General features: G+C 40.7%; 15 protein-coding genes and 1 riboswitch. Of the genes, 9 read left to right on the top strand and 6 right to left on the bottom strand.

Features of this window, described 5'->3' with window-relative positions; genetic code table 11:
• Positions 1-12: 12 nt before the first annotated feature.
• A complete protein-coding gene (locus H9Y05_RS01560) occupies positions 13-954 on the bottom strand; it encodes an endo alpha-1,4 polygalactosaminidase (RefSeq protein WP_216713313.1) in 942 nt (313 codons plus the stop codon).
• A gap of 146 nt (positions 955-1,100) precedes the next feature.
• A riboswitch (SAM riboswitch) is annotated at positions 1,101-1,209 on the top strand.
• A gap of 59 nt (positions 1,210-1,268) precedes the next feature.
• On the opposite strand from H9Y05_RS01560, the gene H9Y05_RS01565 reads away from it, so the two are divergent.
• Complete coding sequence (locus H9Y05_RS01565; protein WP_216713314.1) at positions 1,269-2,270, top strand: homocysteine S-methyltransferase family protein; 1,002 nt, start codon at positions 1,269-1,271, stop codon at positions 2,268-2,270.
• Between the two features lie 176 nt (positions 2,271-2,446).
• On the top strand, positions 2,447-5,110 hold the full coding sequence (gene metH, locus H9Y05_RS01570; protein ID WP_163492367.1) for a methionine synthase: 2,664 nt from the start codon (positions 2,447-2,449) through the stop codon (positions 5,108-5,110).
• On the opposite strand, the gene H9Y05_RS01575 is transcribed toward metH, so the two are convergent.
• Entirely contained in the window at positions 5,107-5,322 is a 216-nt protein-coding gene (locus H9Y05_RS01575; RefSeq protein WP_163492366.1) for a hypothetical protein, read from the bottom strand. The two genes, metH and H9Y05_RS01575, sit on opposite strands and share 4 nt — an antisense overlap.
• 190 nt (positions 5,323-5,512) lie before the next feature.
• The gene (locus H9Y05_RS01580; RefSeq protein WP_163492365.1) at positions 5,513-5,773 is read right to left on the bottom strand and encodes a hypothetical protein; all 261 of its coding nucleotides are present in this window, start codon (positions 5,771-5,773) and stop codon (positions 5,513-5,515) included.
• A gap of 139 nt (positions 5,774-5,912) precedes the next feature.
• On the opposite strand from H9Y05_RS01580, the gene H9Y05_RS01585 reads away from it, so the two are divergent.
• The 3 genes from H9Y05_RS01585 (at position 5,913) to H9Y05_RS01595 (ending at position 8,024) form a co-directional block, all read left to right on the top strand.
• The gene (locus H9Y05_RS01585; RefSeq protein WP_163492364.1) at positions 5,913-6,317 is read left to right on the top strand and encodes an OsmC family protein; all 405 of its coding nucleotides are present in this window, start codon (positions 5,913-5,915) and stop codon (positions 6,315-6,317) included.
• Positions 6,318-7,091, top strand: coding sequence for a 23S rRNA (guanosine(2251)-2'-O)-methyltransferase RlmB (gene rlmB, locus H9Y05_RS01590; protein ID WP_216713315.1), 774 nt, complete (start codon positions 6,318-6,320; stop codon positions 7,089-7,091). It begins immediately after the preceding gene.
• A gap of 180 nt (positions 7,092-7,271) precedes the next feature.
• Positions 7,272-8,024 carry a cyclase family protein gene (locus H9Y05_RS01595; RefSeq protein WP_216713316.1) on the top strand — a complete coding sequence of 251 codons (753 nt, stop codon included), beginning with the start codon at positions 7,272-7,274 and terminating at the stop codon, positions 8,022-8,024.
• Between the two features lie 528 nt (positions 8,025-8,552).
• Here H9Y05_RS01595 and cysS read toward each other — a convergent pair.
• Positions 8,553-10,007 carry a cysteine--tRNA ligase gene (gene cysS / locus H9Y05_RS01600; protein ID WP_216713317.1) on the bottom strand — a complete coding sequence of 485 codons (1,455 nt, stop codon included), beginning with the start codon at positions 10,005-10,007 and terminating at the stop codon, positions 8,553-8,555.
• Positions 10,008-10,104: 97 nt separating this feature from the next.
• Positions 10,105-11,304, bottom strand: coding sequence for an acyl-CoA dehydrogenase family protein (locus H9Y05_RS01605; RefSeq protein ID WP_163492360.1), 1,200 nt, complete (start codon positions 11,302-11,304; stop codon positions 10,105-10,107).
• Positions 11,305-11,386: 82 nt separating this feature from the next.
• On the opposite strand from H9Y05_RS01605, the gene H9Y05_RS01610 reads away from it, so the two are divergent.
• The 3 genes from H9Y05_RS01610 (at position 11,387) to H9Y05_RS01620 (ending at position 13,666) form a co-directional block, all read left to right on the top strand.
• Positions 11,387-12,148 (top strand): DUF4271 domain-containing protein, encoded by a 762-nt coding sequence (locus tag H9Y05_RS01610; protein WP_216713318.1) that lies wholly within the window; start codon positions 11,387-11,389, stop codon positions 12,146-12,148.
• A gap of 30 nt (positions 12,149-12,178) precedes the next feature.
• Positions 12,179-12,928, top strand: coding sequence for a uroporphyrinogen-III synthase (locus tag H9Y05_RS01615; protein ID WP_163492358.1), 750 nt, complete (start codon positions 12,179-12,181; stop codon positions 12,926-12,928).
• A gap of 69 nt (positions 12,929-12,997) precedes the next feature.
• The gene (locus H9Y05_RS01620; protein WP_216713319.1) at positions 12,998-13,666 is read left to right on the top strand and encodes an SCO family protein; all 669 of its coding nucleotides are present in this window, start codon (positions 12,998-13,000) and stop codon (positions 13,664-13,666) included.
• A gap of 1 nt (position 13,667) precedes the next feature.
• Here H9Y05_RS01620 and H9Y05_RS01625 read toward each other — a convergent pair whose 3' ends face one another.
• Positions 13,668-14,189, bottom strand: a complete 522-nt coding sequence (locus H9Y05_RS01625; RefSeq protein WP_163492356.1) for a gamma carbonic anhydrase family protein — start codon at positions 14,187-14,189, stop codon at positions 13,668-13,670.
• 91 nt (positions 14,190-14,280) lie between these two features.
• On the opposite strand from H9Y05_RS01625, the gene H9Y05_RS01630 reads away from it, so the two are divergent.
• Positions 14,281-14,790 (top strand): ORF6N domain-containing protein, encoded by a 510-nt coding sequence (locus H9Y05_RS01630; protein ID WP_216713320.1) that lies wholly within the window; start codon positions 14,281-14,283, stop codon positions 14,788-14,790.
• Positions 14,791-14,861 lie beyond the last annotated feature (71 nt).

Here is a 14,861-nt window from a genome sequence, read left to right on the forward strand (position 1 = left end):
TGACAGAAAAGATTATTCTTTATGATATAGAAAATAATAGGCCTCAACATTATCAAGGTACACGCCGTCAAAACCTGCATTGAGTATTTTTTTCGTGTAGGAATCATCATTTCCGTAAATAATCGTTTGCCAGTCTTTGTGCCAGAATTTCACCCAAAATTCATCATCATACCCGTCGTATTTCTTTTTGATCCATCCCGGACGGTTCTTTTTCCAGTTGCTTTGCCAGTAATACCGGTATTTCTCGGCAGAACCGATATTCATATAGGAAATGACCAGACGTTTCCCACCATTCGCTTTGGTTTTGAGTTGATTGACCTCCGATGCTGTCAGTGATTCTCCGTTAAAAAACAGATCTATGAGCAATAAATCGTAATTGGTAAGGGCTAATGCATTGATCATGTCCTGTTTGGAAGAAAAATTCTCCGGGTTGATCAGGTACAAATAGTTGTTCACATCTGACAACTGATTGATGTCTGCTGCATTTTCCTGGTGAATGCTCCCGGGAACATGATTGTAATAATAGTTGTCATTACTTCTGGGAAAACAAACAAATCCTTCCGCATCATTTTTTGCGTACGCATCCGGAATATCAGCATCATTACTCACGAATTCCGAAACCATGATTTTCTTTGTCGTTTTTAATTGCTGCAAGTAATCATAGCGTTCGTCTGTTGTATTTGCAGTCCCGTTGTAGAATAATTCTTCCACTCCGAATCCGTCAATTGCATTCATATACACTGTGTGCAGACCTTCTTCCGGCTCCAGTCCGTTAAATGCCAGTTCGATTCCATTTTGCGGGATGATGATGAAATCAGGGTCTGACTGCCGGGCGTAGGCAGAAATGTCAATCACAAAATCCTGCATTTTCACCGCGGCAGATGCTGACTTTTTATCCTTGGAGCAGGAAACGGAAGCAATTAAAGCCACCGTTAAAACAACTATTTTTTTCATCCGGAACAATTGATAAGTAGACGACTGTTTCATTCACTAAACACAAAGGTATGCTGAATACTACATACGTTTATTTACATTTTTTATTTTTTAGAATCATTATTAATAAAAATACTTTCTAACTTTGTAAAAAAGTTCATTGCCATAACTTATGAAGAAAGGTGGAGGGACAGGCCCTTTGAAACCTTGGCAACCTATCTGTTGATACGGAAAAGGTGCCAATTCCTATTCGTCAGCCGGCGGAAAAGATAAGTGATTGATGGTTAACTCCCGTCTTTTTTCATAGTTAGGTTCTGATTAATTTGCAGACAACTATGAGTTCAATACACGATATTATTAAACAACGGATCCTCATTCTGGATGGCGCGATGGGGACGATGATTCAACGTTACAAGCTGGAAGAAGAAGACTTTCGAAAAGGTTGGTTTGACGATCATCACAAGCCACTTAAAGGAAACAATGATTTATTGTCATTGACACGTCCTGAAATCATTAAAGAAATTCACCGCGCGTATTTTGAAGCAGGCGCAGACATTGCCGAGACCAATACGTTTTCAGGAACGACGATTGCACAGGCGGATTATGATCTGGAACGTGCTGTTTATGACATCAATTATCACAGTGCAAAAATAGCCCGTGAAGTAGCCGATGAATTTACTGCGAAGAACCCTGATAAACCGCGTTTTGTAGCGGGCTCTATCGGTCCGACGAACCGGACGGCTTCGATTTCACCGGATGTGAATGACCCCGGGTTCCGGGCGATCACCTATGATGAACTGGTAACGGCTTACAAACAACAAATCCATGCGTTAATGGATGGCGGTGTGGATATTTTATTGATCGAAACCATTTTTGATACACTCAATGCAAAGGCGGCATTATTTGCTGTTCAGGATGTATTTGAAGAGAGAGCTACCGAACTTCCGGTAATGATTTCAGGAACAATTACAGATCAATCCGGGCGTACATTGACAGGTCAAACAGCAGATGCGTTCCTGATTTCGATGGAACATTTTCCGTTACTTTCCGTTGGTTTGAACTGTGCACTGGGAGCAAGCATGATGCGCCCTTACCTGCAAATTCTGAGCAAGAATACGACGTTCGGGGTAAGTGCTCACCCGAATGCAGGATTGCCTAATGAATTCGGACAATACGATGAAACACCGGAATTAATGGCGGAACAAATCAAAGAGTTTCTGGATGACGGAATCATTAATATTATTGGTGGATGCTGCGGAACAACTCCGGACCACATTAAAGCAATTGCAGAATTAGCAAAAAACTATCAGCCGAGGGTGGTGACTGTTGAAATGTGAATGTGCAATTATCAATTAGCAATGAATTAATTATCAAATGATGGAAATTCAATCACTGAAAACGAACATACCGATCACAACCCTTGATAATTGGAAAATTGATAACTGATCATTTAAAACTTAAATCAAAATTAAAACCCTATTTATAATTCAATACTTATAATCAGTATTCCCCAATGGAAATTACATTAAAGTTATCAGGTTTAGAACCATTAATTGTTACAAAAGAATCCAACTTTGTCAATGTCGGTGAGCGCACCAATGTGACCGGATCCAAGGCATTTTTGCGAATGATCAAAGATGGTGACTACGAAGCTGCACTGGCTGTAGCAAGAGACCAGGTTGAGGGAGGTGCTCAGATCATCGATGTCAATATGGACGAAGGGATGATTGATGGAAAAGAAGCCATGATCCGATTTTTGAATTTAATTGCTTCCGAACCGGATATTGCACGCGTTCCTGTAATGATTGACAGTTCCAAATGGGAAATCATTGAAGCCGGACTGAAATGTGTGCAGGGAAAAGGCGTTGTAAATTCTATTTCCTTGAAAGAGGGAGAAGAAAACTTTATTCATCATGCCAAACTGATTAAAAAATATGGTGCTGCTGTGATTGTGATGGCATTCGATGAAGCCGGACAAGCGGACAGTTACGAACGAAGAATCGAAATTTGTAAGCGTTCTTATGACATATTGGTCGATGTGGTCAAATTTCCGAAAGAAGATATCATTTTCGATCCGAATATTTTCCCTGTTGCAACGGGAATGGAAGAACACAATAATAATGCGCTGGATTTCTTCCGTGCGACCAAATGGATTCGCGAAAACCTGCCCGGAGCACATGTCAGCGGAGGTGTTTCCAATGTTTCATTTTCATTTAGAGGGAACAACGCCGTACGCGAAGCTATGCATGCCGCGTTTCTGTATCATGCCATTCAAAACGGGATGGACATGGGAATTGTGAACCCAACCATGCTGGAGGTTTACGATGAAGTAGACAAAGAGCTCATGGTCTACATTGAGGATGTATTGCTCAACCGCAGACCGGATGCAACAGAACGATTGCTGGAATATGCTGAAACCGTAAAAGGAGACGGAAAAAAGAAAGAAGTTGACCTGACCTGGAGAAAACAACCAGTCAATGAACGACTTTCTCATGCATTGGTAAAAGGGATCGTCGATTTTATTGATGAAGATGTAGAGGAATGCCGTCACCAGTTTAAACGACCAATTGAAGTGATTGAAGGTCCGTTGATGGATGGAATGAACATCGTCGGAGACCTGTTCGGAAGCGGGAAAATGTTCCTGCCACAGGTAGTGAAATCCGCACGGGTGATGAAAAAAGCAGTTGCCTATTTATTGCCTTATATTGAAGCAGAAAAAGACGGAGTTACATCAAGTGCCGGAAAAATATTGATGGCAACGGTCAAAGGAGATGTGCACGACATCGGGAAAAATATCGTGGGTGTTGTACTCGGCTGCAACAATTACGAAGTCATCGATTTGGGAGTAATGGTTCCACCGGAAAAAATTATCCAGGAAGCCATTAATCACCAGGTAGATGTGATCGGACTGAGCGGATTAATTACACCATCACTGGATGAAATGGTTACTGTTGCAAAAGAAATGGAACGCGCCAACCTTTCCATTCCGCTCATGATCGGAGGAGCAACGACCTCGCGGGTACACACAGCCGTAAAAATTGAGCAACATTATACGAAAGATCAAACGGTTCACGTACTGGATGCTTCGCGAAGTGTTACTGTTGTTGAAAGTCTGTTGGGTAGCAAAAAAGAAAATTTTGTTACAGAACTGAAAGCTGATTATGCGAAATTACGTGCACACCATGAAAAGCACCGGGGAGCAAAAGAAATTCTGTCGCTGGAAGCTGCAAGAGCCAATAAATTTCAAATCGACTGGAAACAGGCAGATTGTATCCGTCCGAATTTTCTGGGGGTTCAGGAAGTAAGTGTGAACCTTGAAACATTGGTAAACTACATCGATTGGACACCGTTCTTTCAAACCTGGGAACTCCACGGTAAATTTCCACGCATCCTGGAAGATGAGATCGTTGGAACGGAAGCCACTAAATTGTTTGAAGATGCCAATAACTTACTGGAAAAAATAATCCGGGGGAATTGGTTACAACCGAAAGGAATTATCGGCCTATTCCCGGCAAACAGTATCGGGGATGACATTGAAATCTACCACCCGGAGCAACCAACTGAAGTGATTCACATTCAACGCACATTGCGGCAGCAAACAAAAAAAGCACAGGGGCAACCCAATATCGCTTTAGCGGATTTTATTGCACCAAAAGAAAGTGGGATTCACGATTACATTGGTGGATTTGCAGTCACTTCCGGTTTGGGAATTGAGAAATACATACAGGAGTTTGAAGCCAATCACGACGATTACAATTCCATTATGCTCAAAGCATTGGCAGATCGTTTTGCCGAAGCATTTGCTGAATACCTGCACGAAGAAGTTCGTAAAAACTATTGGGGTTATGCTTCCAATGAGCAACTCAATAATGAAGAACTGATCAAAGAATCGTATCAGGGAATCCGTCCGGCCCCCGGCTATCCTGCTTGCCCGGATCACACGGAAAAAACAGGATTGTTCAGTTTATTGAACGTTGCTGAACGGGTTGGAATCACACTAACAGACAGTTTGGCCATGTTCCCGGCAGCTTCTGTCAGCGGGTGGTATTTCGCGCATCCGCAGGCAAAGTATTTCGGGTTGGGGAAAATCGGAAACGACCAGGTGGAAGATCTGGCGAAACGCAAAGGATTTTCCGTTGAAACAATGGAACGTTGGTTATCCAGTGTGATGCATTAGCTTTCAATCAGGCAGACTGTATATCCTGATTTTTTGGCACTATCGACGGTTGTCTTCTTGATTTCGTGGGTACATTTCTGTAAACCTCTGCAGGTTTTGGAATAATGATATTTTTTGGCGGAAGGACTGTTGCAAATATAAGCAGTCGTACTTTGTGACGGGGTTATACTGAATAATCCGATGGATGCAACAACAATCAATAATGTTTTCATAAAGGGGTCAATAATCTGCGACCAAACTAACAGTTTTTTTCCTGATTTTCAACGTGTATGAGAAAAAATTCTATCCCCTCCCCAAGGGAAGGAAGTAATCTGTACTACAGAGCTATATTCAACGTTCACATATTGTACAAAAAATCCTGCCCTCATCAGACAGGATTCATGTAATTTATTTCAATATGATTTACTTCGTTGCAGCCCATTTCCGGATTTCCGTCCGGAACCACTCGTCTGCAGCTTCTGTCCATTTATAATGCTCCCGCAAATACGACATGGTATCTTTTTCAATGTCTGTATACGCATCTCCATCCTTTACCGCTTCCAATAGCTGTTTGGCATCTTCCGTCGAAATGCGTCCGTCTCCGGAGCCTGCAATTAATTCATCGGCCAGTTCGATTAATTTTCCATCGTACTTCTTCCCGTCAATAGTTTTGTAATAACTCATAGTTGTAATTTTAATTGTTGTTTATAAATATAGTAACTATTTTAACAATCAGAGATTTATCATTTAAAAAAAACACACGTGTCATCTGTTGCAATGTCAGCATTAATTTACCTACCTTTGTTCTCAAAACAAAACGATTATGAGTACAGCCAGAGTTGAATATTTGGGTGGTTTACGTACCAAATGCACACACTTGAAATCAGGCACAGAGATTCTTACAGATGCGCCTGTTGATAATCACGGGAAAGGAGAAGCATTCTCCCCTACTGACCTGGTTGCAACTGCTTATGCATCCTGTATGCTTTCCATCATTGGAATTTATTGCAACGAGCATGGTTTAAACTACACACATGGCGAGGCAGAGGTAACAAAAATCATGGGAACAGCTCCGCGAAGAATTACGGAAATCATTATTGAAATGGATTTGAGTGGTAATGGCTGGACCTCAGAAGAGCAGGAGAAAGTTTCTCGGGCAGCAAAAGCATGTCCTGTTGCAAAATCTGTACACGAAGAAATCACCATCGTTTTCGATATTACATTTTAAATGAGAGATAGAGATCAAAAGTACCAGCGCAAAGAAGATAAAGACATCATTTTCGGGGTTCGCGCGGTTATTGAAGCAGTAAAAGCTGATCGGGAGATCAACAAAATTCTGATTCAAAAGGGAATCAATAAAGATTTATTTTTTGAACTGAAAGAAGCTCTGAAAGGAAAGGATCTTAACCTGCAATATGTTCCGTCTCAAAAGCTGGATGGAATTACGCAGAATAATCACCAGGGAGTGATTGCTTATGTTTCTCCGGTTGAATATGGAAACATAGAAACATTGGCCGACGAGCTGCTGACTGCCGGTAAAAAAGTGAATATTCTTGTCCTGGATCGTATTACAGATGTTCGCAACTTCGGAGGAATTGCCCGCACAGCTGAATGCCAGGGAGTAGACGCTATTCTGATTCCTTCCAAAGGTTCCGCATTGGTTACCTCCGATGCAATTAAGACATCAGCAGGTGCATTGAACAGAATCAAAGTCTGCAAAACAGATGATTTGAAAAATTCACTGTTCTACCTCCAACAAAGCGGTATTCGTATCATTGCATGTACGGAGAAAGCGAAAAGTAACTTGTACGAAACAAATTTACGTGGATCCGTAGCCATTGTCATGGGATCGGAAGAGAGTGGTATCACACAGGATTTAATTAATATGAGTGACATTTCCACAAAAGTTCCGATGCGTGGTGAAATTGCGTCTTTAAATGTCGGTGTAGCAGCAGGGATGGTGCTGTACGAGAAAACCCGACAGGAACTATACGGAAGTTAAAAAATATCAATACCACAGACCCCATTAGGTATAAAACGCTAAAAATTAATATCTTACTAAAAAAGAGAAAGTTAGGTGAACTAAACGATTTATCTTATAAATTTTATCGCACTATATAATTCCATTGATTTTGACAGAATTGAATTTCATAGTTTTGTGTACATTTAATGCAAAAAAATTATGAAACTGTTTCTGAACGACACCGACTACATTGACACACAGGAAGGAATTGACATTTCCATTCCGATGGGTGGTACATCTGCAGACGCAAAAGCATGGTATGTAAATTCTCCTGTAATTGAGCCTGTACATGCCAATGGTTTTGTCGGGAGTGTGGCAGAAGGAGGAAGTGTCAATTTTAGAAATATCTTTTTTAACCCGCATGGAAACGGGACACATACCGAATGCCTGGGACACATTACCCGGGAGGTTTATTCTGTTAATGAACATTTAAAGGAATTTATCTTTGAGGCGCTCTTAATCTCTGTTACGCCCGAAACAATCGAAAACGGTGATCGCGTCATCACAAAAGAGCTACTGAAAAAAGAAATCGGAGGCAAAATGGCAAGTGCCTTGCTAATTCGTACTTTTCCCAATGAAACAGCCAAACTGGACCGGGATTATTCTTCCACGAATCCTGCATACATGGACGTCAGCTGCATCGACGTACTGAATGAAGCAGGAATCGAACATTTATTATTGGATTTACCTTCCGTTGACCGGGAATCGGATAACGGAGTACTTGCAATGCATCATGCATTCTGGCAAGTCCCTGAAAACCCGCAATTTCATAAAACAATCACTGAATTGATTTTTGTTCCGGATACCGTTGCTGACGGAATGTACCTACTTTCGTTGCAGGTTGCCCCCTTCGAAAATGATGCAAGTCCAAGCAGACCGGTTTTGTACCCTATAAAAAGAAAAAAGAGTTGATTTCTCAACTCCCTATTCAATCAAAAGTACCAGTTAGCAGTACGTTAATTTATAAAGTGTAGTTTTCTGTATGTAGAGCAGTTGTAATTTCTTTAATAATAACAAAACAGGTACTTCTTACGCCTGATGCGTATGAGAATAAAAATGAGGAATAAGAACTGTTATACTCTTTAATCAAACTAGAAAATGAAACCTGCCTCTCCAAGCAGTGCCCCCATCTTTATTATGTCAAAGCAACGTAAGAAGTAACCTGATTTATTTCTCCTTATTTCTGACACTAAAGTACACCGAAAGATTTGAACAACATTTGGCAAATGAATATTTATCGGTTTAGTATGAATATTTTGCCTTTTTAAATGATTTTTAACATTTGTACTTGGTAAACCGTTTAGTACGGTTTTGGAATTATCAGTTATCAATGGGTTAATTATCAAATGATGAAAATACAATTACTGTAAACGAAAACTCCAATCGTAACTCTTGATAATTGAGTAATTGATAATTGAACATTCATAATTCAACCTCACATCAGCTCCAGTAAGTTCCTTCCTTTGAATCTTTCACAACGATTCCTGCTTTTGCAAGGGCATCACGAATCTGATCAGAAGTAGTCCAGTCTTTATTTTCACGTGCTTTTGCCCGTAACTCAAGTACCAGATCCATTACCGGAGATAAACGGTCATTTGAACCAGATTCTTCCGACTGCAATCCTAAAACATCATACACAAAGCTTTCCATTTCTTCTGTCAGCAGTTTCAGATCACCTGCTGTAATCGTATCCGCGCCGTCGTTTACTTTATTAATGTGTGTGACTGCATCAAATAACCGAGCAATCAGAATTGGTGCATTGAAATCATCATTCATTGCATCATACAATGACTGAACAAGTGATGGTGCATCAAAAGTAGAATGATCAGTCACTTTTAGTTTCGGCAACAATACCAATGCGTCTTTCAATCGTTGGAATCCTTTTTCTGAAGCGGCCAATGCATCTCCGGAGACATCTATCGTCGAACGATAATGTGCCTGCATCATAAAGAAACGCACCACATTTGCACTGTATGCTTTGTCAAAAATGTCTGTCGTTCCTTCAATGATTTCCATCGGTAAAAAGAAATTGCCGAAGGATTTACTCATTTTTTGTCCGTTTACATTCAACATATTCGCATGCATCCAGATATTTGCAGGATTACAGCCAAATGAACCGCAACTTTGCGCAATTTCATCCTCGTGATGGGGGAATTTCAAATCCATCCCTCCTCCGTGAATATCAAAGTGATTACCTAAATATTTTGTACTCATCGCTGTACACTCAATGTGCCAGCCAGGGTTTCCGTTTCCCCATGGAGAACGCCAGATTTGCATGTCTTCCGGATTTGCCTTTTTCCACAGTGCAAAATCAGCAAAAAAGCGTTTTTCACCCTGTGCATTTAATTCCCTGGTCGCTTCCTCCAATTCGTCAACTTTCCTGCCGCTTAAAATTCCGTAATTAAATTTTTCCGAATAAGCTTTTACATCAAAATAAACAGATCCGTTTACAACGTATGCAAAACCATTTTCTATAATTTTTTCAATGATCTCGATCTGTTCCTGGATATGTTGTGTTGCTGTGGGCTCAATGCTCGGAGGCAATAAATTATAAATCCGTTGCAGCTCTATAAATTTGCGATTGAATTTGTAAACAATTTCCAGCGACTGCACCTGTTCCAAGCGTGCTGCTTTTCCGATACTATCCACATCTTCTCCGGCACTGTTTGTAATGTGTCCGGCATCTGTAATGTTACGCACATACTTTACCTGATAACCCAATTTTAACAAGTAACGGTATACCAAATCAAAATTAATGAACGTTCGCATGTTTCCCATGTGCGGCTCACTGTACAATGTAGGTCCGCAGACATACATCCCTACCCTTCCCTCGTGTATTGGTTTGAATTCTTCCTTGTTTCCCGTTAAACTATTGTAAATTGTCAGTTTTTGCATGATTGATTTTCAGATAACAGTTAGGGCAGATAATTCAATCATCTGCCCACACTGGTTTTAATATTAAAAAGAACAAATCGTCCTTTACAGTATTAGTTTATTTCAATTCCGGCATCTCTCGTGTAAACGCGGAAAAACCTGTCACATCCATTCCTGTAATCAACAAGTGAATGTCGTGTGTTCCTTCGTATGTTACGACAGATTCCAGATTGGCCATGTGGCGCATGATGGAATACTCGCTCGTGATTCCCATACCTCCGTGGATCTGACGTGCTTCACGTGCAATGTTCAATGCAATTTCACAGCTATTGCGTTTTGCCATAGAAATTTGTGCTGAAGTTGCTTTTCCGGCATCTCTCAATTGCCCCAAACGCAACAACAACAACTGTGCTTTTGTAATTTCCGTGATCATTTCAGCCAATTTCTTTTGTGTCAACTGGAATGCACCGATCGGAACACCAAACTGCACACGCTCTTTGGAATAACGCAATGCCTGGTCGTAACAATCCATTGCTGCCCCCAATGCTCCCCACGCAATACCAAAACGAGCCGAATCCAGACAGCTCAAAGGAGCTCCCAGACCTGATCTTCCCGGTAAAATATTTTCTTTCGGAACTTTTACGTTGTCAAATACCAACTCTCCCGTTGCTGATGCCCGCAAGGACAATTTACCGTGGGTTTCAGGAGTTGTGAATCCTTCCATTCCACGCTCAACGATCAATCCGTGGATACGCCCTTCTTCATTTTTCGCCCATACAACTGCGATATCTGCAAACGGAGCATTTGAAATCCACATTTTTGCACCGTTCAGGATCACGTGATCTCCGGCATCTTTAAAATTGGTGATCATCCCTCCCGGATTTGATCCGTGATCCGGCTCTGTCAAACCGAAACACCCCATGAATTCACCTGTTGCAAGCTTCGGAAGGTACTTCATCCGTTGTTCTTCCGAACCGTATTTCCAGATCGGATACATCACCAACGAAGATTGTACAGATGCCGTTGAACGCAAACCGGAATCGCAACGCTCCAATTCCTGCATGATCAATCCATAAGAAATCTGATCCAGTCCCGGACCTCCGTACTGCTCAGGAATATAAGGTCCAAAAGCACCGATTTCACCCAATCCTTTGATCAGGTGTTTTGGAAATGTCGCTTTTTCGTAATGTTCATCAATAATAGGAGAAACTTCTTTTTTAACCCATGCACGGGCAGCTTCTCTAACTAATTTTTGCTCATCTGTCAGCAAATCATCCACGTTGTAATAATCTGGATGAGTGTATAAATCCGTTCTCATTTTTATTTTCAATTAATGATAGGCAAAAATAGCATATTTTTGTTGTCTGAAAGTGATTTTATAAAGAAACCAGCTCAAAACTGTGGGTAATATTATTTTTCCATTAAATTTCCCGTCCTTGTTTTCTGTTGTGGGAACAGAAACAAAGGATATTCCTATGCACCTTGATTCGGTTTTCAGAACGGACGGCTGGATTTTAGGCATGATGTTATTCATCGCCTTTCTCTTGCTGGCATTGGCCAAGCGACTGGAACCAAGGATATTCGGGACAACACTCCAATCATTTTTCACATTGGGCACCCCGGAAAGCCTGCAGAAATTTGAAGTCCGCTTCAATTCTACCGGATTTGTACTACTGGGATTTAGTTTTCTGATCAGTTTGTGGGTCTGCTTTACACTCTATGTGCAGCATATGGGAACGGTAGAACACGCGACCTGGTATGTTGCAGGATTTGAATTGACAAGCATTCAACTGGCAACATCAACGATGTTGATTATTCTTTCACTTATTGTTTATAACTTTTTAGGACTTATTATTACTTCCTGGCTAACAGGTGAGAAAAGCCTGATGCGAATTTTTATTACTCAATCGTGGGTCAACCAGTTGTTCTTTGGTTTTTTGTTTTTTACACTTGGGGTCATCTGGCTGTTGAATTCTTCTGCAGGCAGCTATTTTTTTCATGCGTTTCTATACCTGTTTGCAGGTTTCTATATTGTACGTTTACTAAAAATTCTGATCGCCTCACTTTTAGAAGGCGTCGCTTGGTATTATATAATTTTGTATCTTTGCACCCTTGAAATATTACCAATTGTAGTGCTGTATTACTACGTGGCTTATTTCTAAAAAATTGTTTAACTACAAAACTATTAAACTTTGGCTGTCAAAACTATTTTGGTTTCTCAACCAAAACCTGAAGGTGAAAAGTCGCCATACTTTGACTTGGCGGAAAAATACAAACTGAAGATTGACTTTCGACCATTTATACATGTTGAAGGGGTAGATGTTCAGGAATTCAGAACCCAGAAAGTCAATATATCAGAGCACACTGCTGTTATTCTGACATCTAAAGTTGGTGTTGATCATTTCTTCAGAATGGCGAAGGAAGTTCGTTTTGAAGTTCCCGATACCATGAAGTATTTTTGTATCTCTGAGGCAATCGCATTGTATCTCCAGAAATATGTTACGTACAGAAAACGAAAAATCTTTTTCGGGAAACAAACAATCAATGATCTGGTAGAGGTAATGAAGAAACACAAGAATGAAAAATTCTTATTGCCGTGTACCGATATTTTACGTGACAACATTCCTGAAACAATCAGCGAGCACAAAATCAACTTCACAAAAGCAATTTTGTACCGAACTGTCGCATCAGATTTATCTGACCTGGAAGATGTGTATTACGACATGTTGGTATTTTTCAGTCCGGGAGGGATTGAATCACTCTTTAAAAACTTCCCTGATTTCAAACAAAACAAAACGTTAATTGCCGCATTCGGTCCGACAACAGCACAGGCTGTTCTGAAAAACAATCTTCGTCTGGACGTACATGCCCCACAACCAAATGCACCATCGATGCCGGCTGCAATTGAACAATACATTAAAAACGATTTGAAAAAGAAGTAAATCGGCCGATTTCACGTATTAATAACGAATTTCCATGCACCATACTGCAAGGTTTACTAACTTTGCACTATGGCACGAGTTATCTTTTTAGTTGTTTTCTGCATCGCAGGAATCGGGTTGTTTTATTATTCTTCCATCAGGAATAAGCAAAAAGAAGAAACACTTCCAATTTATAACCCGGTTGATCTGGATCCGGATGTCGTTGATCCGGAATTATTGAGAGTCGGAAGAGGACACACCATCGGTTCGTTTGCGTTCCTGAACCAGGAAGGTACTACCATCACGCAAAAAGACGTAACAGGAAAAGTCTATGTGGTTGAATACTTTTTTACAACCTGCGGAACGATTTGTCCTGTAATGAATAAACAAATGCAGCGGGTTCAGAAAGCGCATTCCGGGAAAAAAGAATTTAAAATTCTCAGCTTCACTGTTAATCCGGAAGTAGATGATGTAGCACAGATGAAGCTGTATGCCGATGCACATCATGCCGACAATCAGCAATGGTGGTTCCTCACCGGAAAAAAAGAACAACTTTATAAGTTAGCACGAACGTCATTTTTCGTGCTCAAACCTGCGGAAGCTCAAAACCTGGGGGATGCAGGCAGTGACTTTATCCATACCAACAATTTTGTTCTCGTTGACCGGAAAATGAGAATTCGCGGCTATTATGACGGAACAAGTACACAGGAGGTAGACAAGTTGATCAAAGACATCGATTTACTGCTGGAAGAAAAATAAATTACTCCTGCTCTTTAAACCAACCGGAGTATTTCACATAGTTATTTGCAATCCGCTGTACTTCCCCTTCAAAGAGTTCCGGACTCAGTGTCTTTACTTTCCTGGCAGGGATTCCTGCATATACACTCCAACTCTCCACTCGTGTATTTTCAAGCAACACCGCTCCGGCAGCAATAATGCAATTGGATTCGATGTAGCAATTGTCCATCACAATGGATCCCATCCCGATCAATACATTGTCTTCAACCGTACAACCATGCACCAGTGCATTGTGACCAATTGAAACATTATTTCCAAGGGTGGTTTTCGTTTTTTCATACGTACAATGAATCACTGCTCCATCCTGTACATTCACACGGTTCCCCATTCGAATGGAATTCACATCTCCGCGTACAACAGCTCCGAACCAGACCGAACATTCATTCCCCATTTCCACATCCCCGACAATTGTCGCATTTTCAGCCATCCAACAATCGGATCCAAACTTCGGGGAGAATCCTCTACATGATTTTATTAATGCCATTTTGTATTGTTTATCCAACAAAGTTACGCTTATCTGTTTTGGATGAGGTATTTTTTAGTATCTTAAGTCAAGAAACTTTAAACAAACCTTTATGCAACTATACACTATTCAACAAAAAATTCATGAAATCCGCAATGAAAAAGTAATGCTTGATTTTGACCTGGCGGAGTTATATGGTGTAGCAACCAAAGTCCTGAAACAAGCTGTGAGAAGAAATATCAGCCGTTTTCCCGAAGACTTCATGTTTGTACTTTCCGAAGCGGAATTTCTCGTTTTGAGGTCACAATCCGTGACCTCAAAACGAGGAGGAATGCGTTACCTTCCTTTCGCATTCACTGAACAGGGCGTTGCGATGCTTTCAAGTGTGCTCAACAGCCCCAAAGCGATTGATGTAAATATTCGAATTATCCGCACGTTTGTCCTGATGCGACAATGCGTTCTTTCTCACACAGAAATTAGTGAAAAATTAAAAGAACTCGAAATCAAACAGGATGACATTTGTGAGGTAATGAACTATCTTCTACGCAAAGATCAATTACACCAACAGCAGGTAAAAAGAAAACCAATTGGTTTTACCTCTGAAAAAGCAGAAAAAGGGTAAAAAGCTCCCGGTATTTATCCCAACAACGCGCCTGTTACGGGAACTTTTTCTATTTTCGTTGAAATAAACAC

The sequence above is a fragment of the Taishania pollutisoli genome (assembly GCF_014518315.1).
Lineage (GTDB): Bacteria > Bacteroidota > Bacteroidia > Flavobacteriales_D > Crocinitomicaceae > Taishania > Taishania pollutisoli.

What these genes read in the sequence shown, in the direction of transcription:
- cysS (WP_216713317.1), bottom strand. Translation starts at nt 10,007, where the DNA reads ATGCAAAAACTGACAATTTACAATAGTTTAACGGGAAACAAGGAAGAA.
- H9Y05_RS01585 (WP_163492364.1), top strand. Translation starts at nt 5,913, where the DNA reads ATGAGTACAGCCAGAGTTGAATATTTGGGTGGTTTACGTACCAAATGC.
- H9Y05_RS01630 (WP_216713320.1), top strand. Translation starts at nt 14,281, where the DNA reads ATGCAACTATACACTATTCAACAAAAAATTCATGAAATCCGCAATGAA.
- H9Y05_RS01605 (WP_163492360.1), bottom strand. Translation starts at nt 11,304, where the DNA reads ATGAGAACGGATTTATACACTCATCCAGATTATTACAACGTGGATGAT.
- H9Y05_RS01625 (WP_163492356.1), bottom strand. Translation starts at nt 14,189, where the DNA reads ATGGCATTAATAAAATCATGTAGAGGATTCTCCCCGAAGTTTGGATCC.
- H9Y05_RS01575 (WP_163492366.1), bottom strand. Translation starts at nt 5,322, where the DNA reads ATGAAAACATTATTGATTGTTGTTGCATCCATCGGATTATTCAGTATA.
- H9Y05_RS01580 (WP_163492365.1), bottom strand. Translation starts at nt 5,773, where the DNA reads ATGAGTTATTACAAAACTATTGACGGGAAGAAGTACGATGGAAAATTA.
- H9Y05_RS01565 (WP_216713314.1), top strand. Translation starts at nt 1,269, where the DNA reads ATGAGTTCAATACACGATATTATTAAACAACGGATCCTCATTCTGGAT.
- metH (WP_163492367.1), top strand. Translation starts at nt 2,447, where the DNA reads ATGGAAATTACATTAAAGTTATCAGGTTTAGAACCATTAATTGTTACA.
- H9Y05_RS01620 (WP_216713319.1), top strand. Translation starts at nt 12,998, where the DNA reads ATGGCACGAGTTATCTTTTTAGTTGTTTTCTGCATCGCAGGAATCGGG.
- H9Y05_RS01560 (WP_216713313.1), bottom strand. Translation starts at nt 954, where the DNA reads ATGAAAAAAATAGTTGTTTTAACGGTGGCTTTAATTGCTTCCGTTTCC.
- H9Y05_RS01595 (WP_216713316.1), top strand. Translation starts at nt 7,272, where the DNA reads ATGAAACTGTTTCTGAACGACACCGACTACATTGACACACAGGAAGGA.
- rlmB (WP_216713315.1), top strand. Translation starts at nt 6,318, where the DNA reads ATGAGAGATAGAGATCAAAAGTACCAGCGCAAAGAAGATAAAGACATC.